At 49.8% G+C, this 21,002-nt stretch carries 16 protein-coding genes, 1 tRNA gene and 1 pseudogene; 10 read left to right on the top strand and 8 right to left on the bottom strand.

Annotation, left to right across the window (positions count from 1 at the left end):
- Nucleotides 1-11 precede the first annotated feature (11 nt).
- A complete protein-coding gene (gene mfd, locus PPG34_RS12040; protein WP_313833569.1) occupies nucleotides 12-3,488 on the bottom strand; it encodes a transcription-repair coupling factor in 3,477 nt (1,158 codons plus the stop codon).
- A gap of 41 nt (nucleotides 3,489-3,529) precedes the next feature.
- Nucleotides 3,530-4,090, bottom strand: coding sequence for a D-glycero-beta-D-manno-heptose 1-phosphate adenylyltransferase (rfaE2, locus tag PPG34_RS12035; RefSeq protein WP_313833568.1), 561 nt, complete (start codon nucleotides 4,088-4,090; stop codon nucleotides 3,530-3,532).
- 301 nt (nucleotides 4,091-4,391) lie between these two features.
- Here rfaE2 and PPG34_RS12030 point away from each other — a divergent pair, with 301 nt between their 5' ends.
- The 10 genes and pseudogenes from PPG34_RS12030 to PPG34_RS11985 all read left to right on the top strand — a co-directional run bounded on the left by PPG34_RS12030 (nucleotide 4,392) and on the right by PPG34_RS11985 (nucleotide 12,750).
- Entirely contained in the window at nucleotides 4,392-5,879 is a 1,488-nt protein-coding gene (locus PPG34_RS12030) for an SLC13 family permease (RefSeq protein WP_313833567.1), read from the top strand.
- Entirely contained in the window at nucleotides 5,876-6,652 is a 777-nt protein-coding gene (locus PPG34_RS12025) for a glycosyltransferase family 2 protein (protein ID WP_313833566.1), read from the top strand. The genes PPG34_RS12030 and PPG34_RS12025 overlap by 4 nt, the downstream gene beginning before the upstream one ends.
- Before the next feature lie 575 nt (nucleotides 6,653-7,227).
- A pseudogene (locus PPG34_RS18390) lies at nucleotides 7,228-7,392 on the top strand (helix-turn-helix domain-containing protein); the annotation flags it as partial.
- A 222-nt stretch (nucleotides 7,393-7,614) separates the two neighbouring features.
- Nucleotides 7,615-7,689, top strand: a tRNA-Val gene (locus PPG34_RS12015).
- A gap of 75 nt (nucleotides 7,690-7,764) precedes the next feature.
- The gene (thrS, locus tag PPG34_RS12010; RefSeq protein WP_313833564.1) at nucleotides 7,765-9,738 is read left to right on the top strand and encodes a threonine--tRNA ligase; all 1,974 of its coding nucleotides are present in this window, start codon (nucleotides 7,765-7,767) and stop codon (nucleotides 9,736-9,738) included.
- Nucleotides 9,735-10,256: a translation initiation factor IF-3 gene (infC, locus tag PPG34_RS12005; protein ID WP_313833563.1), complete on the top strand. Its 522-nt coding sequence runs from the start codon at nucleotides 9,735-9,737 to the stop codon at nucleotides 10,254-10,256. Before thrS ends, infC begins: the two co-directional genes overlap by 4 nt.
- A 101-nt stretch (nucleotides 10,257-10,357) precedes the next feature.
- Entirely contained in the window at nucleotides 10,358-10,561 is a 204-nt protein-coding gene (gene rpmI, locus PPG34_RS12000) for a 50S ribosomal protein L35 (protein WP_313833561.1), read from the top strand.
- Between the two features lie 89 nt (nucleotides 10,562-10,650).
- Nucleotides 10,651-11,019, top strand: a complete 369-nt coding sequence (gene rplT / locus PPG34_RS11995) for a 50S ribosomal protein L20 (protein WP_313833560.1) — start codon at nucleotides 10,651-10,653, stop codon at nucleotides 11,017-11,019.
- A 688-nt stretch (nucleotides 11,020-11,707) separates the two neighbouring features.
- The gene (locus PPG34_RS11990) at nucleotides 11,708-12,259 is read left to right on the top strand and encodes a hypothetical protein (RefSeq protein WP_313833559.1); all 552 of its coding nucleotides are present in this window, start codon (nucleotides 11,708-11,710) and stop codon (nucleotides 12,257-12,259) included.
- Between the two features lie 29 nt (nucleotides 12,260-12,288).
- A complete protein-coding gene (locus tag PPG34_RS11985; protein WP_313833558.1) occupies nucleotides 12,289-12,750 on the top strand; it encodes a hypothetical protein in 462 nt (153 codons plus the stop codon).
- A 484-nt stretch (nucleotides 12,751-13,234) separates the two neighbouring features.
- On the opposite strand, the gene pheT is transcribed toward PPG34_RS11985, so the two are convergent.
- The 6 genes from pheT to larC form a co-directional block, all read right to left on the bottom strand.
- Nucleotides 13,235-14,941: a phenylalanine--tRNA ligase subunit beta gene (gene pheT / locus PPG34_RS11980; RefSeq protein ID WP_313833557.1), complete on the bottom strand. Its 1,707-nt coding sequence runs from the start codon at nucleotides 14,939-14,941 to the stop codon at nucleotides 13,235-13,237.
- Between the two features lie 36 nt (nucleotides 14,942-14,977).
- A complete protein-coding gene (gene pheS / locus PPG34_RS11975; RefSeq protein ID WP_313833556.1) occupies nucleotides 14,978-16,537 on the bottom strand; it encodes a phenylalanine--tRNA ligase subunit alpha in 1,560 nt (519 codons plus the stop codon).
- A 3-nt stretch (nucleotides 16,538-16,540) separates the two neighbouring features.
- Nucleotides 16,541-17,224 carry a ribulose-phosphate 3-epimerase gene (gene rpe, locus PPG34_RS11970; RefSeq protein ID WP_313833555.1) on the bottom strand — a complete coding sequence of 228 codons (684 nt, stop codon included), beginning with the start codon at nucleotides 17,222-17,224 and terminating at the stop codon, nucleotides 16,541-16,543.
- 3 nt (nucleotides 17,225-17,227) lie between these two features.
- Nucleotides 17,228-18,634: a 16S rRNA (cytosine(967)-C(5))-methyltransferase RsmB gene (gene rsmB / locus PPG34_RS11965; RefSeq protein WP_313833554.1), complete on the bottom strand. Its 1,407-nt coding sequence runs from the start codon at nucleotides 18,632-18,634 to the stop codon at nucleotides 17,228-17,230.
- Nucleotides 18,635-18,723: 89 nt separating this feature from the next.
- Complete coding sequence (gene pdxA, locus PPG34_RS11960; protein ID WP_313833553.1) at nucleotides 18,724-19,749, bottom strand: 4-hydroxythreonine-4-phosphate dehydrogenase PdxA; 1,026 nt, start codon at nucleotides 19,747-19,749, stop codon at nucleotides 18,724-18,726.
- Nucleotides 19,750-19,760: 11 nt separating this feature from the next.
- Nucleotides 19,761-20,924, bottom strand: a complete 1,164-nt coding sequence (larC, locus tag PPG34_RS11955) for a nickel pincer cofactor biosynthesis protein LarC (RefSeq protein ID WP_313833552.1) — start codon at nucleotides 20,922-20,924, stop codon at nucleotides 19,761-19,763.
- Nucleotides 20,925-21,002: the final 78 nt, after the last annotated feature.

The raw sequence follows: 21,002 nt of genomic DNA, 5'->3' as shown, positions 1-21,002 counted from the left end.
TACAATCCCCATTAAACTTGCACCGATTCCTGTGGTGCATTGAGAAGACCTTGAAGAATCCTATTTAACTCCTCCACCTGCCCACCCCATTCTTCATGGCCGGTCTGAATGGCGAGCGATTGGGGAGAAAGAAACTGAATGGTGTCTTCCGTATATTGCATGAGCCAATCAAGGCTTTCTTGCGGAATGGTGGCCTTGGCGTCGAGGGTCAGCGTAATTTTTCCTTTGTTCACTTCCAACGATTCCAGTCGCAGTTTTTTAGCAAAGAGCCGAATCTGCATGACTTCAAACAACCGTTCGACTGCATCCGGTAATGGGCCATATCGATCCTGCGTTTCTTCGTGTAAAAGCGCGAGGTCGCCAATTTTTTGGCTGGCTGATAATCGTTTATAGAGAGAAAGACGTTGATGGGCATCTTCAACGTAATCATCTGGAATGAAGGCCGAGACATTCAAGTGCAAGGTCGGATCGAGTTCTTCTTCAACCTCTTGCCCTTTCATTTTCTGTACGGCTTGCTCCACCATCTGCATATAGAGGTCAAGGCCTACGGCGGCCATGTTTCCAGATTGCTGCTTGCCGAGTAAATTGCCGGCCCCGCGAATTTCCAAATCGGCCGCGGCAATGCGAAACCCTGATCCCAGCTCAGCAAATTCCTGGATGGCCATAAGTCGTTTCTGCGCATCCGTAGTCAGGACTTCCTCATTTGGGAAAAAGAAATAGGCATAGGCCTGATCGCCCGCTCGCCCCACGCGACCCCGTAATTGGTACAACTGTGCCAATCCAAACGTATCGGCACGATCCACCAGAATCGTATTGGCTCGCGGCACGTCTAGCCCGGATTGAATAATGGCCGAGGCGACGAGGATATCCGCTTCCCCATGGAAGAATTTTAACATGACGCCTTCCAGCACATGTTCATTCATTTGGCCATGGGCCATGAGAATGCGCGCCTCGGGCACCAGGTCCTGAAGCCACGTAGCAATCCGTTCCATGCTTTGCACGCGATTGTGCACAAAAAAGATTTGTCCGGCGCGGGCCAGTTCCCGACGAATGGCCTCACGAATCACGGTCGGATTGAACCGGAGGACATGAGTGCGAATCGCCAGACGGCCGGAAGGGGGAGTTTCAATCACCGATAAATCGCGCACACCGGAAAACGCCATTTGCAGCGTTCGCGGGATAGGCGTCGCCGTCAGCGTGAGAACATCCACTTGCGTGCGTAGCTGCTTCATCCGCTCCTTGTGTCGCACCCCAAACCATTGTTCTTCGTCGATGATGACCAGGCCCAAGTTTTTAAACTGCACGTTTTTTTGCAACACGCGGTGCGTGCCAATCACAATGTCGACTACGCCCGACGCCAAATCCGGCAACAACGCTTTCACTTCCTTGGGGCTTTGAAACCGCGAGAGAATACCCACGCGAACCGGGAAGGGTGCGAATCGGCGGCAAAAGGTTTCATAATGTTGTTGTGCGAGAAGCGTGGTAGGCACCAACACCGCGACTTGCCGATTATCTTGGACGGCTTTGAATGCGGCGCGCATGGCCACCTCGGTTTTCCCATATCCCACGTCCCCGCAGACCAATCGATCCATGGGTTTGGCCAATTCTAAATCCCGTTGAATATCTTCGATGGCCTTGATTTGATCAGGCGTTTCTTCATAATCGAACGCTGCCTCAAACTCATGAGCCAAGGTCGAGTCTTCCGAATAGATCCTCCGCGTGGTGACTTCACGACTGGCATACAATTCGACCAATTCGTTGGTCATGTCCTCGATGCCTTTTTTCACACGCGCTTTGGTTTTGGCCCAACTCGTCCCGCCCAGCCGGTCGAGCTTCGGCGCGGTGTGCTCGCCACCTCGATATTTCTGTACTTGGTTGATGCGATCGAGCGGCACATACAAGGTATCCTTGCCCGCGAATTCCAAAATCAAATAGTCGCTTTCGAAGCCCTGCACCGACAAATGGCGAAGGCCGTTGTACCGGCTGATGCCATGTTGCACATGCACGACGTAATCGCCGGCATTGAGGTCTTCGAGTGAAGAGAGAAAGGCCGCGGTTTTACTTTTGGGTTGTGGCCGATGCCGCGAGACTTTGGCGAACAAGTCGTCTTCGGTCACAATGGCAAAGGGCGTATCTTGAACCAAAAATCCTGAAGAAAGATATCCTTGCTGAATGTAAAATGGTTCGCGCTCTGTCGTAATTGATTTCAAGGGCGGTTTGCCTTCCATTGCTGGTGCCTGATGCTCTGCGAATAACGCCAGCAGTCGACCAACCTGGCCTGCCGAACGAACCACCACCGTCACCGGACCTTGCAGGCGCAGACGTTCGAGAATTTTTAAGGTCTCGGTAAATGAGGTGCCACGCAAACCCAGTCCCACGCTTTTTGGCGATTGAAACGAGACGGAAATCACCGGGCTCCATTCTCCCTCCACCGGTGGGACCACATCGGTGGCTATCATCGGACTCGAGGCCATCAACCCTAGAAACTCCTCCCAAATCAAAAAGTGCGCATCCGGTTCAGGATAAGGCGGACCGGTAGATGATTGCTCCTGTTGTTCCCATGCTTCCAACAACCCTTCCCACAGAGTTTGCGCTTCATGCGCCAGGTTCAATGGACGATCCAGGAACATCATGGGAGCTTCTGAAAAATAGTCCCGCAATGTGTCCATCGATGGATAAAGCTCCGGGGATCGCCATTCGGCATCAGGCGTCCAAATCGGAAGCTCCGCCTCCATTCGATCGGGAGGAACGAGATATTCTCGTGCCGGCAATATTTGGACGAGAGAGACTGTCTCCGTTGATTCTTGCGAAACCGGGTCGAAGCGTCGTGTGGATTCCACGGAATCGCCGAGAAACTCGATACGATAGGGCTCGCTTTCTGCCGTGGAAAAAATATCGACGATCCCCCCACGCACGCTAAATTCACCGGGAATTTCCACCACCGAAACCCGACGATAGCCAAGCCTGAGAAGCTGCGTGATGAATGGCTCTCGATCGATCACACTGCCAACCTTTAACGTCAGGCACGATTGTTGAAAGATTGAATGAGGCACGAGGCGTTGCAGCACAGCTTCCGGTGTAGTGATGACCAGCGTCGGCTTCTGCTCCTGAAGCCGGAAGAGGGTTCGCATTCGTTGGGCCACCAAATCCTCCGAAGGCGCAGTGTCTTCATAGGGCATGGTCCCCCGATTCGGGAAAAAAGCTAGCGTCTCGGCGGCGCGGCCAAACAAGGTATAAAAGAAACGCAGATCCTGATACAGCTGCGCGGCTTCTTCCTGAGTCGGCGTTAGAATAATCCAGGATAACGGAAGGGAATTCTTCAGGGGCATAGCCGAGGAGCCTGGCCCAGATAAATTGTTGGCCAACAAACTGATGGTGAATGCTAAACTTTCGCCATGAGGCCCAACTAGAAAGGGCTTAGCGGTCGAATCGCCTAAAGCTTCTACCACGGATTGGAAGGTTTCGATTTCTAAGGTGCGGATTGACATGGAGGTATATTTCAAACCAGCTGAGCCGGGAACACTTTGGGTTATGAAGTCGTGGTTGGATCAGGTAGGGATGGATTCACGGAAGCTTGTCGCGTCGCTGTCTTACGAGATTTATCAGCATTCATGTGCATTTGTTGAATCCGTTCAATGATTAACGTAGTGGAGACATCGGGGATCAGGGGAATGCTTTTTACCATTCCGCCTCGCCCCTCGACCACATCTTTTCCGACAATGTGTTCAACGGACCAATCCCCTCCCTTCACAAGAACATCCGGCTGAAGGGTCTCGATAATCTGAAAGGGCGTGGGCTCGTCAAACTGCAGAACATAATCTACACAGGTTAATGCGGCCAGCACCTCCATCCGCTGCGCAGCGGGAATCAGGGGTCGGCCTGGGCCCTTGGCCAAGGATCGCACCGAGTCATCACTATTGACTGCCACCACCAAAAGATCTCCCAATACTCTGGCGGCCTGAAGGTAACGAATGTGCCCGATGTGAAGCAAATCGAAACATCCGTTCGTAAAAACCACGCGCTCTCCACTCCGTTGCCGGCGTTGAAGAATACTTGGAAGGGTTTGGGGGGTTAGGATTTTATTTGCCATGGCAAGCCAACGAGCGATCGTAACAATTCTTGAGGCTATGATACCTCGTCAAACGCCGAAATCCTAGCTCCGTTTCGATTGCCCTCTCCAATGTCAGGACATTTTGGTGAGACATTCTTATTTCAACAAGCCAACCAGGAATTGACAACACCCTGAAAGACTTTCAGGCAACCCCGCTTTCCGATCCACATCACTGTCATTCCAGCAGAGGCGAGAGCGTGGCCTTAGAAGAGTGGCTATGCTAGGCTGCGACCAAATCCTGATCACTTTTCCCTACATGAGATAGGAGAGGCTGTTTATTGTGAATCGAAGACATAGGGTCACAGAACACAAGTCGGAATCAAAGCGGAAAGCCGGGCTCCTTGTGGCTCCCTCGCTCGCGACACTCGTCTATCTTGCTCCTTTCCCCAACTTGCCCAATCAAGCCCACCTGTTAGCTGCTATTTTGACGTGGGTGGTCATTTCATGGATCACCGAAGCGATTCCCTTGGCCATGACCTCCTTGTTAGGGGCCTCCTTTTGTGTCGTCGCGGGACTCGGGTCGGTCACATCCGTGTTCTCCGCCTTTGCCCATCCAATTATTTTTCTTTTTATTGGAAGTTTCTTCTTGGCTGAGGCCTTTGTCGTCCATCAATTGGATCGACGTTTTGCCGTGTGGTTGTTGTCGTTACCATTGGTGAATGCTAAACCCGGCCGTCTTTTCCTGGCCATGGGCCTGGCCACCGCGTTGTTATCCATGTGGATTAGTAACACGGCTGCCGTAGCTATAATGGTGCCAATGGCATTGGGGATTCTTTCCACTCTTCGACACGACCCCCTTCCCACACCTTATGAATCCGGGGTGATGCTTTTGTTAGCCTATGGAGCGGCGGCCGGAGGAATCGCCACGATGATCGGTACACCCCCGAATCTGATCGGTGTCGGGTTACTCTCACAACAAGCCGGAATAAGCTTGTCGTTTTTTGAATGGTTTTCGATTGGCTTCCCCTTAACCTGTGTGATGTTTCTCTTAATCTATATTGTCTTGACTTGGCTTCATCCACCACCAAGAGAATTCCCTGCCCTTTCTGGGAGAATTCACGCATTGACCCAAGAACAAGGAGCCTGGACCTCAGGTCAAAGAAATACTTGTTTGGCTCTGGGCTTGGCTGTTGGAGGCTGGATTGTTCCGGGTCTTTTAGCCATAGTGTTAGGCAGGGATGCCGAGCTCGTCATATGGCTCAATGCCCGCTTTCCCAAAGAATTGGTTCCCATTTTCGCATCAGGCCTACTCTTTATCCTGCCTGTGAACTTTAAAGCCGCTGAATTTACCCTGACCTGGGCTCAGGCCAAGAATATCAATTGGGGTACCATTCTGTTATTTGGCGGAGGGTTAGCCTTCGGCCATTTGATGGTGAAAACCGGCTTGGCTAACATCATCGGGCAGGAGCTGGTGACGGTCTTTGGTGGCCAAACCCTGTGGAACTTAACCGCAGTCGCCATCGGGGCCGCCTTGATATTAACGGAGATTGCCTCCAACACGGCCTCAGCGAGTATGCTTGTGCCCGTGGTTATTGCCATTGCCGAGGCAGCGGGTGTTTCGCCGATTCCCCCGACATTGGGAGTATGCTTGGCCGCCAGTTTGGCTTTTGTCTTGCCAGTCTCCACCCCGCCCAATGCTATTGTCTATGGGACGGGGTTGGTGCCGATTCAGCACATGCTGCGAGCAGGGCTCTTGTTGGATATTATGGGTGCAATACTGATTTGGACGACATTGTGGCTGCTCTGCCCACTACTGGGGTTAGCATGAGCTCTCTTCTTGAGATCAAAAAGAATTTGAAGGTGATTGCGGTGTTGCCTGCCTACAATGCCGAACACACCTTGGAACAAACGGTGAAGGAAATTCCTCGGGATTGGGTCGATGAGATTCTACTAGTGGATGATGCGAGCCAAGACAAGACCTGGGAAGTTGCCCAACAACTGGGGGTGGCCACCGTTCGGCACAATGAGAATCGAGGATATGGAGGCAATCAAAAAACTTGTTATGCCGAGGCGCTCAAGCGAGATGCGGATATCGTCGTAATGGTACACCCGGATTACCAATATGACCCTGCCTTAATTCCACGTCTCCTGGAACCTTTGCTACGGCTGGAATGTGATGCAGCCTTTGGGTCTCGAATGCTCGGGGGCCAATTTATCGAAGGCGGCATGCCGCTTTGGAAATTCTATGGCAATGTCATGTTGACCGCTTTAGAAAATATGGTGCTCCATGTGTTTCTTTCCGAATTCCATTCAGGGTTCCGGGCCTACTCCAAACGATACTTGCAAAGCGTGAATCTGCATGCGAATTCAGATGACTTCGTGTTTGATACGGAGATCATTGTGCAAGGGATCGATTTGGGATTAAAAATCCGCGAAGTGCCAATTACTACGAGATATTTCGATTCTTCGTCACAAATTTCTTTTTGGAAAAGTGTACGCTATGCCCTCTCGATCGTGGGGGTCCTCATACGATACCTACTCCACAAACGAGGACTGAGGCCGAGCCGATTATTTACCGCCTCCGGTTCGGTTGCTGAATAGGGACCTCCCTTTTTCAGGTCGATTTCCCAATTCACATTCAGATAGGGTTTCACGACTCACAACATTCTGACCTTGCCAATAGCTGACATTCGCCTTTTTATTGACACATACTTTGGCTTTCCTGATAATCCTCTCCTTCCCGGACAAATCTTCTCATGATGAAACCAGTTCATATTGTCATCGTTAGCACTGATCCCTCCCTTCACTCCAAAATTCAATCCTTGGGTGATGCCGAAATCATTCTTGTGAAAGATCTTCATGCAGCCAGTGAGTCTGCAACCACGAAGCGCATTGATGTATTGCTATTAGGAGAGGGATCAAGGCCAGAGGAATTGGCAGCATTACAGCCCGCCATGGACCTTACAAAAACGGTCGTCCTAGCCGGGCCATTACCCCCAATAGAGGCCGCGACGACCATTCGAGGCCTGTTGGAAAATGGAAACACCGGAAACTCGCTACCCGATTTGGCCAACGTAACCTTGGAAGATTATGTGGAGTCGAAATTCAGGCAATTCGTCCGCGCCATGAAAGCGAGTTCTGCCAGAAGTTTATATGCCACTTTGATTCAAGCCGTTGAACGGCCTTTGATAGAATTGGCACTACGAGAAACCCACGGCAACCAAATTCAAGCCGCCCAACTCCTAGGGCTCAATCGAAATACCCTCAGAAAAAAAATTTCCGAATGTAAAATATCAGTTAAAAGACGCTCTCGGTCACATAGGGAGAAAGAAGTAACCTGAAATTCTCTTCCCTTGAACAGCTTCTGAGGCTAGGTCGGGTTATTTTGGGGGTGAAACAGGGGGTAGGAAATCCCCACCGATTCCAGACTTTCTTCAACAAATCAATAACTTCTTGACATTACCGCCCAGGCTCCACTAGCATGATAAGCTTGCGAGGCGCTGTTCAAAAAGGTACGTCTATGAAGGCCGTCAGCCGTCTTTTTGACCAGAACCCTTGTCGATAGGCGCGTAGCTCAGGGGGAGAGCGCTACCTTGACACGGTAGAGGTCGGCGGTTCAATACCGCCCGCGCCTACCATTTCGTGGCTTTGTCCCTAAATAAATATCACCCTGAACATGAACGTGGGAAATATTTTTTTCGACATTAAGCGTTATGTCTGTTTCAGCTGAAGCTCAAAAGGCCGGTGTGGCCAACATAGAAGTGTCCGTCTCGGGGAACAAACCTAAGGCATTCCCTTCTGGAATCACCGCCGCAGAAGTTTTAAAGCAATGTGGTTACGACCACGAGGAGGTGTTTGCCGTATCCGTTAATGGTATCCCCATGGATTTGGCAACCTCGTTAACTCAAAATGTCTCTCTTCAACCCGTTAGTTTTTCCTCTGATGAGGGCAAAGAAATTTACCGTCACAGTAGCACCCATATCATGGCTCAGGCTGTGAAAGAATGCTTCCCTTCGGCTCAAATGACTATCGGTCCTGCTATCGAAGAAGGATTTTTTTACGATTTTGCCTTCGATCGCCCCTTTACTCCTGAAGATTTAGAAAAAATTGAAGCCAAAGCTCTGGAGATTATTCAACGGGATCTCCCAGTGTCTCGTCAGGAATTCTCCCGAGAAGAAGCCATGGAATTTTTCAAAGGCAGGGGAGAAGCCTACAAGGTCGAACTGATCCAGGGGTTCCCAGAGGGTGAACCTGTATCTGCCTATGCCCAGGGCGATTTCGTCGATCTGTGCCGTGGGCCCCATGTCGCTTCCACCGGTCAGATCAAAGCCCTCAAGCTTCTGACCAGCGCTGGGGCATATTGGCGAGGTGATGAACGAAACCCAATGCTTCAGCGGATTTACGGGACATCGTTTCCCTCACAAGAGGAACTCGATGCCCATATTGCCAACTTGGAAGAAATCAAGCGACGAGACCACAGGAAATTAGGGAAAGAACTTGACCTGTTTAGTGTGCAAGATGAGACCGGTCCTGGGTTAATCCTGTGGCATCCCAAGGGCGCGTTAATTCGTTTATTGATTGAGAATTTTTGGCGAGACCAGCATGTGAAACATGGATATGAGATGGTGTACTCCCCCCATGTTGCCCGGCTGGACCTATGGAAAACCAGCGGACATGTGGACTTTTACAAAGACAACATGTTCGCGCCCATGACCGTCGAAGCCAGCGAATACCAGTTGAAGCCCATGAATTGCCCGTTCCATATCATGGTGTATAAATCGCATTTGCGAAGCTATCGAGAGTTGCCGATTCGCTATGGCGAACTGGGAACGGTCTATCGGTATGAGCGGTCTGGGGTCCTGCATGGCCTCATGAGGGTGCGAGGATTTACCCAAGACGATGCCCATATTTTCTGCCGGCCTGATCAAATTGAAGCCGAGGTGCGGCAAGTGCTGGACTTCACCATGTTTGTCCTACGACATTTTGGATTTACGGAATTTGAGATGTACTTATCCACTCGTCCCGAAAAAGCCGTGGGGGCTTTGGATAAATGGGATCAAGCGACCAATGCACTAGAAGCCGCCCTGAAAGGAGGAGGCTTCCAGTATAAAATTGATCCAGGCGAAGGGGTATTTTATGGACCGAAGATTGATTTGAAAATCCGAGATGCTCTGGGAAGAGCCTGGCAATGCTCCACCGTGCAGATAGATTTTAATAATCCTGAACGATTTGGCTTGACGTATGTTGGCGAAGATGGGAAAACTCATCAGCCGATCATGATTCATCGAGCCCTCCTGGGATCGATTGAACGCTTCTTCGGAATTTTAGTCGAACATTTTGCCGGTGCCTTTCCTGCGTGGCTCGCGCCGGTTCAAATAAAGATTTTGCCCATTACTGATAAACAAGCGGAATATGCGGGCCAGGTCCGTGACCAATTGCGGGCCTCTGGATTTCGTGTTGAAGTGGATGACCGCAACGAAAAAGTCGGGCTCAAGATTCGGGAAGCCGAAACTGGAAAGGTACCATACATGTTAGTGGTAGGAAAACGAGAGAGTGAAGCCCATCAAGTGTCCGTCCGAAAACGAGGCGAGGGGGACCTTGGGGCAAAGACCATACATGAGGTTATCGATTTGATTGGAAATGATATGCCTTCAGAAGAATTGACCACTTCCTCTATTCAAGGATGAGTCGGACGGTCGTAGCGAAACATCGTGTCAATCACCTGATTCGGAATCCCGAAGTTCGGGTTATTGGTCCTGAGGGTGAACAGCTCGGAGTACTGAAGACCTCCGAGGCACTTAAGCAGGCCAGAGAGGCGGGCTATGATTTGGTTGAGGTGGCTCCCAATTCCGAGCCGCCGGTGTGCCGGATCATGGATTTTGGGAAGTTCAAGTACGAGCAAAGTAAAAAAGAACATAAAATTCGGCAGCACCAAAAGTCGACCCAGGTTAAGGAGATCAAGCTCAGACCGAGAACCGATAAGCACGATCTCGAAACGAAAATTCGGCATATCCGAGAGTTTATTGCCGAAGGCAATAAAACCAAGGTAACGGTCATGTTCCGTGGACGCGAAATGGCTAATCAAGAACTCGGACGTGCGGCCATGGGAAAAATCGTTGAAGAGGTGAATGAGTTTGGTATCATTGAAAGCCCTCCAAGGATGGAAGGGCGAAATCTCTATATGATCGTAGCACCTAAGCATTAGGAAGACGTGAAGCGTATCTCGTCGTTCGTATTTCGTGAAAAAACGGAACACCAATCCCTGATACCAATCAACATTTTTATGCAATTTGTAAGGGGAAACACATGGCTCGACAGAAATTAAAAAGTCACTCTGGAGCGGCAAAACGGTTCCACCGGACCGGCACAGGAAAGTTTAAGCGACGCAAAGCTGGATTGCGTCATATTTTGACCACCAAAAATGCCAAGCGCAAAAGCCGTTTGAATGACAGCGTCGTGGTTGCCAAGGTTGACCAGACCGCTTTGGCCAGACTGTTGCCTTATTCGTAACATAGATAGAATTCAATACGGTCGTTGCGTGGCCAACCACGACGGTTGGCATGGCGTGACGACGAAGATATGAGGAAGGAGAGCAAGAAATGCCACGCGTAAAAGGAGGCCCCCAAACCCGCCGCCGAAGAAACAGAAGACTGAAATTGGCGAAAGGGCAGTATGGGGGAAAGAGCAAACTATTTCGGACAGCTACGGAATCCGTTGATAAAGGCCAGGCCTATGCCTATGCCGGACGCAAACATCGGAAACGTGATTTTCGCCGGTTGTGGATTACCCGTATCTCGGCAGCTGTCAAGGCCCATGGCCTTTCCTATAGCAAATTCATGAATGCGTTGAAGAACGCGAATGTGCTTTTGAATCGCAAGATGCTCTCTGAAATGGCGATTCATGATGAAGCAGGATTTAAATCTTTGACTGATATGGCCAAGACTAATTTAGGCAAAGCTGCTGCATAAAAAATAAAATCCGTGAGGCGTGAGGGCTCACGCTTCACGGAAAACTCCATACCCCAATCTTTCCTTACCAAGCCAATTACCCTTAAATCTACTAATGGTCATTCCCGACGTTTTTAATCGGGAATCCAGGTTTTCTTCATTTTTTAGCATCCTAAGGAACGCGAAGGATCTAATTTTTTATATGCGGGGTTTCGCCCCCGCAACGACGAAGTCCTTTTGTTTCGGCAAAAGGACTCAAAACCATTTCCGCCCGTGCGCGTCCCTTCGGGTGAACTCCGCCCCGGCACCGAATTATATGGCTCGGGAACTCGCTTCGAGGTACAAAACCACCTCTCAACTCAAACAGCCCTCGCCGAATCGTTGAATTCGGCACCGCGGCTCCGCCGCGCCCAAGGGGGTGAAAGGAAAAATCATAATGAATACATAAATGAGGAAAAATACCGTTTTAAGTCTTAACCATTTCGAGCAATGAAAGAAACCTGAACTTTTCCGATTGTCTAAACCTTCTAGAGGATCAAAAAACTAGTAGTAGAGAATAGGTATCGCTTTTATTTTCTTGGGACAGGGGGTAGAATTTTAAAATACCTCAATAACTTGATCTAAAGTGGCTAGCCTACTATTCCAACAGACCTAAACTCCCGGCTTTTGAACAAACAGGATTCAGAATTTAATCAATTCGATGAGTTCTATGAATAGACAAGACGAAGATTTTGCAATCAGGTTTCTCAAATCGCATGAACTTCAGCCAAAGCGCTATCCAGGAAAAGATTCCAAGCGCAATCAAAACACGCCGGATTTCAGAGTGTCTGATTCAAATGGGTATTTCTTTTACTGTGAACTAAAGTCTGTCAAAAATGACAAGGAATCTGATGGGAAATTGCACTCCACTACCCATAATAACCTTACAAAGAAAATTCACAAGGCGGCAGAACAATTCAGGAGTGTAAACTCTAAACATCTTGTACCTAATGTACTTGTCTGGTTTTCTCACGATTGCCGAATTAATGATCAAAATCTGCGAGATTTATTAGATGGACGAATCAAGATTAACGGAAAGCCTTTGAAAAGTTTGCATCCATATCGCTATGGGAGAACCAATCAGGATTTTAAGGAAATTGATTTGCACATTTGGCTATACCCATGGGGAGAACCCGTGTATGTTTTTACACCTTGTTTCGACTTTGACACCACCATAAAATTGTGCAGGATATTCGACATCTACAATGTCAAACGGCTCTAACATTACAGTAGATATAGATAATGAATCTAATGGACAAACTAGATTACTTTGGCCTTGAAGGTCCTGAGGAACTTTTTAAAGAGATTCAATCTGCAGTCTCCGAATATTCTTCTCGGCCAAGTGAAAGATTATTTTTCTTTTTGATATTTTCTCTAAATCATTTACGGGAGTGGATTGCTGGATCAAGCTCTAAGGAAATGATGAAAAAAAACCCACAAAACGATTCATTGTCTAAAGGTGAATTGTTCTTTTTCGATATATGGAATTTAAATGAGTTTCAAATAATAAATTCGCTATGTAATCGGGGAAAACACTTTTTATCTAAGAGCACGGCTTTAAGGACATCTAAGATTCAAGGCCTTAATTGTAGAACAGGCAAGGTTTCTGATTCGCTAGATCAAGAGTATTTTTTAATTGATGGAGTTGATTCGAGAGATATATTCCACCCTGTGGTCAAGAAATATCACTTATGGTTTAAGAAAGATGTCTAGCAAGTTGAATCAGATTTGCTCGATTTCGTTGGGACGATTTTCCAACCAGGCGTGTGGATCGATTTATTGTTGAGAGTTTTGTGAGTCACAGAATATCAAAAGCTCATTTCACCCCGCGTTGGGGGCGGCGTAGGTGGAGTACCGAATCGACTTTTTTGGCGAAGGCTGTTTGAGCGGAGAGGTGGCTTTGCACCTCGGAGCGAGTTCCTGAGCCATCTTATTCGGTACGGAGGCGAAGGGACCCGGAAGAGAATGGGGAGTTTTTGACCATTCTCTGGAGGGCCGCGCACGGGCAAGAATGGTTTTGGGCACTTTTGCCGAAACAAAAGTGCCTCGTCGGCGGGGGCGAAACCCTGCTTAAATAAAATCCAAACCTGGATTCCCGATTAACAATGTCGGGAATGCCGGCACAGTAAGGCAGTTCAGTAATGCGGAAAGAGAGATTCTTCGCTTTGCTCAGAATGACAGAAGGAAGGAAAACTAATCAGCGTTCGCGTTCTTCTCTCACCAACACATCCACTTCGAGTTCAAACGCTGAGATAGGCATGGAGATTTGCCAGGCTTCCAGGACCTCAGGGTGAAGCTCGCCGATCAATCCGATCGATTGTCCTCCAACCATAATCTTCCCTACCCGGCCGTCTAAGAACGAGCGGTGTGTGGTGGGCTCGAGAGTGTAGTCCTGCAGCAGATAGTACATCAGGACATCAAGGCTCGTATGAATTTCTGAAAAATTGGCGTTGGGATGTGCGACCAACCCAGCAATCTTTATGATAGTTTTCGACCCCAACTCGAGGCTCAGATTGGGCACCGCGACTTCCCCGATTTCAAATAAGCGATGCGGGTAGAACGCCCGTGGAGACGCGGTTTCGATGCGAAGGAGCGAAGGAAGTATCCAGGATCGAAGACAGGAATAATTGAGTGACATGACATTATCGACTTCCACCACCGGGTGTTCCGAGGGTATAAGATTCATGCGTTCTACAAGATCTTCATGGGACATCAAAATATTCGAGAACATTTCCTGGAAGCCCATGCCAATCATCTGATCGCGAATATCGTCAGACGTTTGTTCAAGAACGGAGAGCGCGCCAACAGTAAATTGCGAGGGCATGATAGGCGCAAAGGTCTCATACCCGCGAGAAATGGCCACATCCTCTGCCACATCAATAGGATGCATCAAATCGCTTCGATAGCTGGGCAACCGCACCGCGAGGATATGTCGACTGGATTTCACTTGATATCCATAGGCCGTCAAGGCCTGGTGAACGGTTTCCGCTCCCATGGGCAGTCCTAAGGCTGATTCGATGGCGCAAAGCGGCACTTTTTGAACCTCGCTAATATCGCAAGGCGTCCGAAGAGTTTTCCCCCATTCGGTGGCATAGGGATACACCACCTCAATGGGTTCAATGTCTGCGCCTCGATCGGCCAAATTGGCAGCAAAGATGTTGAGCGTCAACAACACCATCCGCAAATCGGTTCCCGTCACTTCAACCATCAGTTCGGAATCCCCAATTTGGACTTCGCCAATTTCTCGGCTATTGATAATGGGAGGAAACGAAAGAATCTGCCCTTCTTTGTCCCACAATAAAGGAAGTGAAGTATGGTCGGCCAAGATAGGGCTGTATTCAATCCCTTTGGGATGAACTGTCAAAATTTCTTTGAGGGTTAACTGTTCAGAAAGTCCAAGAGGAGTAAATCGTGCTTCCTCCGGCTTGACCAATCCATAGGTGACTGGGAATTGAATTTTCGGTAGACGGTATAAACCGATGGAGACGGTCTGGCGTTTGTGACCATAAATATCCGCGAGTTTTTCTTGGACTTGGATGAGTTGAGTCAACCCTTCTTCCGTCACCTGATATTTTGTGGCGCAACATGCGGCCACGAATGGCCGAACGTTTTCCATGCCTTTAGTCACGGTGATTTTTCGTTTGGGCCGAGACTTGGTTTGGAGAAAGGGGTAGGAAGCCGGAGTTTTCTGAAGTTTAATTCGAATTTGTCGAGCAATACCCTCCACGCACCACAGATCGGGGCGGTTGCTGTCTTGCAGCTCCACCCGAATTTCACCCGTGGCTGGCGTGTGATCCTTGAGTTCACCTTTCACCAGGGTCAACCAGGTTTCGATTTGGTCAATCGAAGTCGACTGCCCAACAAGCGCCTCAAAATCTTTTTGGAAAATAGAAATCGTTGGCATAACGTCTTAGCTCATAAACATGCAGGCTCAAAAATACTAAGAGAACCGCCCACGCATGGTCCTAACTTTTTCCAAATCCACCGAGAATAGATCTCGAATATCCTGAAGCCCCAGCGCCATCATGGCCATACGATCCAGTCCCAACCCCCAGGCAATCACAGGAACAGTGACACCGAGCGGATACGTCACTTCAGGTCGAAACAACCCGGCTCCTCCCAACTCCATCCACCCCAGCCTCGGATGTCGAACGTGCAATTCCACAGACGGCTCAGTGAAAGGAAAATATGCTGGCAAAAACTTGCTTTCTTTTGCCTGTGCCATTTCTTTGGCAAAGAGGGTAAGAAGCCCAAGCAAAGTGCGAAAGTTGATATCCTCTCCTAGGACTATTCCCTCAACTTGATAAAAATCGCTCGCATGCGTGGCATCGACTTGATCGTATCGAAAGCACCGGGCAATCGAAAAGTATTTACCAGGCACCAAGGGATTGGCGGCTAAGGTTCTGGCGGAAACCGCCGTGCCTTGACTTCGCAACACAAGACGACGAGCTCGCTCTCGGTCATATTGATAACCCCACCCCGTCGATCCCGAGGTCCCTCCCTTTTCGTGGGCCTCGGCCACCCGGGACAGAAAAGGTTCGGCGATTTTGTCCGCATGCTGGGGATTCTTCACAAAGTACACATCGTGAATGGCGCGTGCCGGATGAAACTGCGGCATATAGAGAGCGTCCATATCCCAAAATTCGGTTTCCACCAACGGACCTCGCATTTCTTGAAATCCCATGCTCACCAACCGACGCTTGACGAGGTCGAGAAATTCCCGATAGGGATGCCGTCGGCCAGAGGCCACTCGCGGCGGAGGAAGATTGATGGTGTATTTCCGAAATGGTTTATTTCGCCAAGTACCATCCTTAAGCATCTCCGGAGTCAATTGAGAAATTTCTTCTGTAGCACCCGGGCGGCATAGTTTCGCTACGGCCTGCCCTTCAGCGGTTAACGTATAAGCCCGTTCAACCCGCTCCTCGATCCGGAAAGGCTCATTTGCATTTCCGCGCTTCACGGAAAACTGTTTTAGGAGTGCCCGATCCTCTGCGGAAAAAGACGAGAGCTCTTCAGTTGCGGTTTCAAGTTTCCTAAGCAGGGTTTTGAGTTTCTCGGTAGTTGGGCTGGGGGTGCCAGTGGTTTCAATCGCACCTCCAGAGACCATTTGAATGGCCCCTTCCTTTTTAAGCAGCCCAATCGCCCGACTGAGTTCGGTGGGCTGAAACAAGTCTTTCGCTTGAAGATCCTTAACGGTCAGTGACGATCCCTGTTGTGTCGCCTCTCCGCAGGTGAGAAGAATCCATTCCGCCGGCGATCCGCTTGTTAAATAGCCTCGACCAACATCAGTTAATCCCACTAAATGAGTAATGGTTTCGGAATCAGTTTGAATACAGGACTTGGCTTGGAGCCAACCTAGGGCCATGCTGATTTGCGAAGGTTCAAGAGGCGTCAATTCCACAAGTTTGGCGTCGGATAGGGCAGTCGATTGAGAAAACAACGCGGCCAGGAGGTGAACTTCCAAAGGGTGCAGACTATCGTACAGAGCTTTGGCACTCATGAGTTACAACGAGGCAGAAAGGGCATGGGCAGCGGATCGAAATGCCCGGATTGTTTCGGCATAATTGGAGCTATTAAAGATAGCTGAGCCGGCCACCAACACATCGGCTCCGGCTTTGACCACTTCCGCCGTGTTGTCGACTTTGATGCCACCATCAACTTCAAGTAATGCGTGGCTCCTTTTTCGAGTCATAAGATCTCTGGTTCTAGAGATCTTATCCAAGGCCGCAGGAATGAATTTCTGACCACCGAATCCAGGATTGACTGACATAATCAACACCAGATCCGCATCCGCGATGACTTCTTCAAGGGTACTTATAGAGGTCGAGGGATTCAACGTAATCCCGGCTTTTACCCCATGTTCCTTAATCAACTGAATGGTACGGTGCAAATGCGGGCATGTTTCCGTATGCACCGTGAGATAATTCGCTCCGGCTTCCGCAAACTCCGGAATAAAGGCATCAGGATTTGTGATCATTAAATGAACGTCCAGTGGTAATGAAGTCACTTTGCGAAGCGACTCCACAATGGGTGGCCCAATCGTCAAATTGGGGACAAAGTGGCCATCCATTACATCGACATGAATAAAATCTGCGCCCGCAGATTCAACTGCAGCGACCTCTTCACCAAGGCGAGCAAAATCCGCGGAAAGAATGGACGGGGCAATTTTTACGGAGCGAGCATTCACGAATCAGACCTTTTGAAGACGGGCGGCAAAAAATCCATCCATATCGTAGGGTGAGCCCAGGGTCATGAGATCCCCCTCGGGGGTCGTCAAGGCCTTGGCTCCGGACGGGAGCCAGGTGACTACCTCTTCATGCCGAAATTCTGGATGAGCGAGACAAAATTGCGTGATAACTTCCGTTGTCTCCTCCGGTTCAGCCGAGCAGGCACTATAGACCAAGACTCCGCCAGGTCTCAAGTAAGTACTTACCTGGTGAAGTATCTCTCCTTGAAATCGTTGATGATCTGGAAACTGGTCCACGGACTTTTGCCATTTTGCCTCCGGGTGTCGACGAACCACGCCTAATCCGGAACACGGGGCATCCACGAGAATCCGATCCAATCCTTTTTCACAGAAGGCTCTCAAGGGAGAAGCCGTTGCCCAACCTTCCGACCACGAACCAACGACGGGATGTATGCACGTGATCCCCAACCTAACTATATTTTCTTGCAAGGCCTGTAAACGCTGCGCACTGCGATCAACGGCAAGTATCTCTCCCTGATCTTTCATGAGCGACGCAAGATTTGTGGCTTTCCCGCCAGGAGCCGCACAAGCATCCAACACCCGATGGCCTGGTTGAACATCCAACAGAAAGGGAACCAATTGCGCGGCTTCATCCTCCACGTAACACCATCCCTCCTGCAAAGCAGTCAATGTCGTCAGAGTGCCGCATTTTCCCAAGGTGAGTCCAAGAGGACTGACGACTGTTTCTGTCACGGAATAACCCTCTGCTTGCAGCCGTTCTTTTAGCTTATGGCGTGAGGCCCGAAGCGCATTGGTCCGAAGAGTCAAGGGAGGAATGCTATTCGATTGTCGACAGATCTCCTCTGCACGATCGAAGCCGAAGCGATCAATCCATCTTTGGGTAAGCCAGGGGGGACAGGAATATCGAATCGAAAGGGCCTGCACGGGATCTTCAGTTGGATCAGGCCACGGCGGGTCGGCTTGTCGAGTCAGGTTTCGTAACACGCCATTGACCACCCCACTCCAATCCCGGCCCTTCACTCGCTTTGCCAACTTGACGCATTCATTCACAGCGGCTGAGTCCGGAATCCGATCCAAATACAAGAGTTGATAGGCTCCCAGACGAAGGATCATCACGATGATAGTCGGCAATCCAGACAGGGACTTTTTTGTCAGCGCATGAAGTCGCCAATCTAAATGGCCACGATGACGAAGAACGCCGAACACCAAATCAAACGCCAACCCTCTATCCACAGTAGACAGTGGGCTGTTCTTGGTTAATTGTTGGAACGCCTCATCGGCAAATACATGCCGCCGCTCCACCTCAAGCAGGACGTGCAATGCCACGGCTCGGCTGGACGATTTCGTGTGGCTTGCAGATGGCCTGGGATCAGAGTCAGAAGCTGGCATGTATCAAACCAAAGAGAGAGGTACTCGGGAAGGAATCTTCAGGGGCTCGAGAAGCCCTCGAACTTGAAATGCTCCCTTCAACCACAAATTCATAACGGCCTAGCCAACCGCGCAGCTAAGGTGATAGCTTGGATCAAACTTAGGGGGTCGGCTTTTCCCTTTCCAGCAATATCATAGGCAGTTCCATGATCCACAGAGGTTCTGAGAATGGGTAATCCCACAGTCATATTGATACATTGTCCAAAGGCAATGGTCTTGAGCGGGATCAGCCCCTGATCGTGGTACATAGCCACAACGACATCATAATCACCTCGGACCGCCGCGCCAAACAACGTATCTGCCGGCCAGGGTCCACTGACGCGCATGCCTGCATGTTTGGCTTTGAGAATGGTAGGGGCAATGATGCGCTGTTCTTCATTCCCAAACAGGCCATGTTCCCCGGCATGGGGATTCAACGCCGCGACTCCCACACGAGGACGCGCAATCTGGAAATGCTGTCGCATGGCCCTATGAGCCAGTTGAATGGCGTTAAAAATTCCTTTGGTTGTCAGGGCAGCAGGCATTGTTCGAATGGAGAGATGCGTGGTGACGAACAGTATTTTGAGCGGGCCTCCCATCAACATCATTCCAAAATTCTTAGTCTTGGTCAGAGCAGCCAACAACTCAGTATGTCCAGGATGCGTACACCCAGCTAAATGAATCGCTTCTTTGTTTATCGGCGCAGTCACGATTCCTGCAACACATTGGCTTTGTGCAAGATGAACGGCAGTATCGATACATTGCAAAGATGCCGCCCCTGTCTCCCGCCTGGCCTTTCCCATGGGAAACCGGCCCAGAGGTTTCTTTAATGAATCAAGAATTGGCAGTCGCCCCTTAACCACGAGTTTTTGGTTGTTAGAAATGTGGGCTCCTGAAAAAGACACGATTTTCAACGAAGAACCTAAACGCTCCATTTCCTTTTTGAAAACTGGGACCGATCCCACCACGATGGGCCTGCACTCTCTCCATACCATGGGCGAGGCCAGGGCCTTTAGAATAATTTCTGGCCCAATGCCTGCTGGATCACCCATGGTGATGGCCAGAAATGGCTTGGAACGTGTTGGGGAAATAGGCATGCTGGAAGATATTACGAAAGTTTTTGAAACACTGCTGCCATGATGTCTTGAACAGGAATGCCTGTCTTGCGGCTAATGGCTTGGCAGTCTTGAAACTCTGGCCGGTGTTTGAGAATGTCGCCCAGGTGAATCGTTTTCACTCTGACTGTGCCTTGAGGCAACCGAACGGTGCTCGTGGATCGGGAGAGGGTTACCCGGTCAATCACTTGCCTTCGCAGACCGATAGACGTTGTTTCACGAAAGATGATTTGCACCAACTCATCAACCTGCTCGGCTTTGGCCAACACGGTCAGGATAATCCCCGGACGATTGCGTTTCATGAAGGTCGGGGTAAGACTGACATCGAGGGCCCCTTTCTCAAATAAACATTCCATGACAGATTCGTACATTTGAGGATTCATATCATCGATATTGGTTTCCAATTGAACAACCTGGTCAGATTCATACCACTCCGGCGACTGGGTTTTGGCAATGAACACTCGCAAGACATTGGGCCAATCATGGGGGTTGGCCGTGCCCGCCCCATACCCAATTGCGTCGGGAATCACTGGGGGAAGTTGGTTAAATGTTTGGACCAACGTCGTCACCAGCGCCATTCCAGTGGGAGTCGTCAATTCTCTTGCCGGCCCATTGGAAAATATCGGATATCCTTTGGCTAACTCCGCGACCGCGGGCCCAGGAACGGGCAAGGCTCCATGAGTACATTGGATGGTTCCAGAACCCACATTCATGGGGGTCGAACTGAAGGTTGAAATCCCTAGTTCATGGAAGCCCAGCAGTGCACCTACAATATCCACCAAGGAATCAATGACACCGACTTCATGAAAATGGACTGAGGTAGCGTCTTGGCCATGCACCACGCCTTCGGCCTGGGCTAGCCGTTCAAAGACAGAGAGTGCCTGGTGTTTCACCCAGGGAGGGACTGGGCTTTTCGAGATAAGCCGTCGAATCTGCGGCCAAGAAAGAGGTTTGTCCTGGCCCTGGGTGATGATGACATCGACCTTGGTGGCATGGATGGCCCCACGGTAGACTTTTGAAACTTTGAGACGATAGCCGGAGAGAGGCAAGGCCTTGAGGCGTTTTCTGAGGATGTGCGGAGAAAACCCTAGATCTACCAGGGCTCCCAACGTCATATCCCCGCTGATTCCGGAAAAACAGTCAAAGTGAAGATGCATAGTTCTCTTTTTTCGTTTTTATTCACATTCGGTTCATCAAGCTGAAGCACATACGAGATTATACGGGAAATGACAAGG

Source organism: Candidatus Nitronereus thalassa (assembly GCF_032191465.1).
Taxonomy (GTDB): domain Bacteria; phylum Nitrospirota; class Nitrospiria; order Nitrospirales; family UBA8639; genus Nitronereus; species Nitronereus thalassa.
This window is presented reverse-complemented; position numbering and strand designations above follow the sequence as displayed.

Excerpts from the sequence above, each read along its gene's own strand:
- PPG34_RS11990 (WP_313833559.1), top strand. The coding sequence starts at position 11,708 with ATGAATAGACAAGACGAAGATTTTGCAATCAGGTTTCTCAAATCGCAT.
- rfaE2 (WP_313833568.1), bottom strand. The coding sequence starts at position 4,090 with ATGGCAAATAAAATCCTAACCCCCCAAACCCTTCCAAGTATTCTTCAA.
- thrS (WP_313833564.1), top strand. The coding sequence starts at position 7,765 with ATGTCTGTTTCAGCTGAAGCTCAAAAGGCCGGTGTGGCCAACATAGAA.
- infC (WP_313833563.1), top strand. The coding sequence starts at position 9,735 with ATGAGTCGGACGGTCGTAGCGAAACATCGTGTCAATCACCTGATTCGG.
- larC (WP_313833552.1), bottom strand. The coding sequence starts at position 20,924 with ATGCATCTTCACTTTGACTGTTTTTCCGGAATCAGCGGGGATATGACG.
- rplT (WP_313833560.1), top strand. The coding sequence starts at position 10,651 with ATGCCACGCGTAAAAGGAGGCCCCCAAACCCGCCGCCGAAGAAACAGA.
- rsmB (WP_313833554.1), bottom strand. The coding sequence starts at position 18,634 with ATGCCAGCTTCTGACTCTGATCCCAGGCCATCTGCAAGCCACACGAAA.
- PPG34_RS11985 (WP_313833558.1), top strand. The coding sequence starts at position 12,289 with ATGGACAAACTAGATTACTTTGGCCTTGAAGGTCCTGAGGAACTTTTT.
- pdxA (WP_313833553.1), bottom strand. The coding sequence starts at position 19,749 with ATGCCTATTTCCCCAACACGTTCCAAGCCATTTCTGGCCATCACCATG.
- pheT (WP_313833557.1), bottom strand. The coding sequence starts at position 14,941 with ATGCCAACGATTTCTATTTTCCAAAAAGATTTTGAGGCGCTTGTTGGG.
- PPG34_RS12025 (WP_313833566.1), top strand. The coding sequence starts at position 5,876 with ATGAGCTCTCTTCTTGAGATCAAAAAGAATTTGAAGGTGATTGCGGTG.
- pheS (WP_313833556.1), bottom strand. The coding sequence starts at position 16,537 with ATGAGTGCCAAAGCTCTGTACGATAGTCTGCACCCTTTGGAAGTTCAC.
- mfd (WP_313833569.1), bottom strand. The coding sequence starts at position 3,488 with ATGTCAATCCGCACCTTAGAAATCGAAACCTTCCAATCCGTGGTAGAA.
- rpmI (WP_313833561.1), top strand. The coding sequence starts at position 10,358 with ATGGCTCGACAGAAATTAAAAAGTCACTCTGGAGCGGCAAAACGGTTC.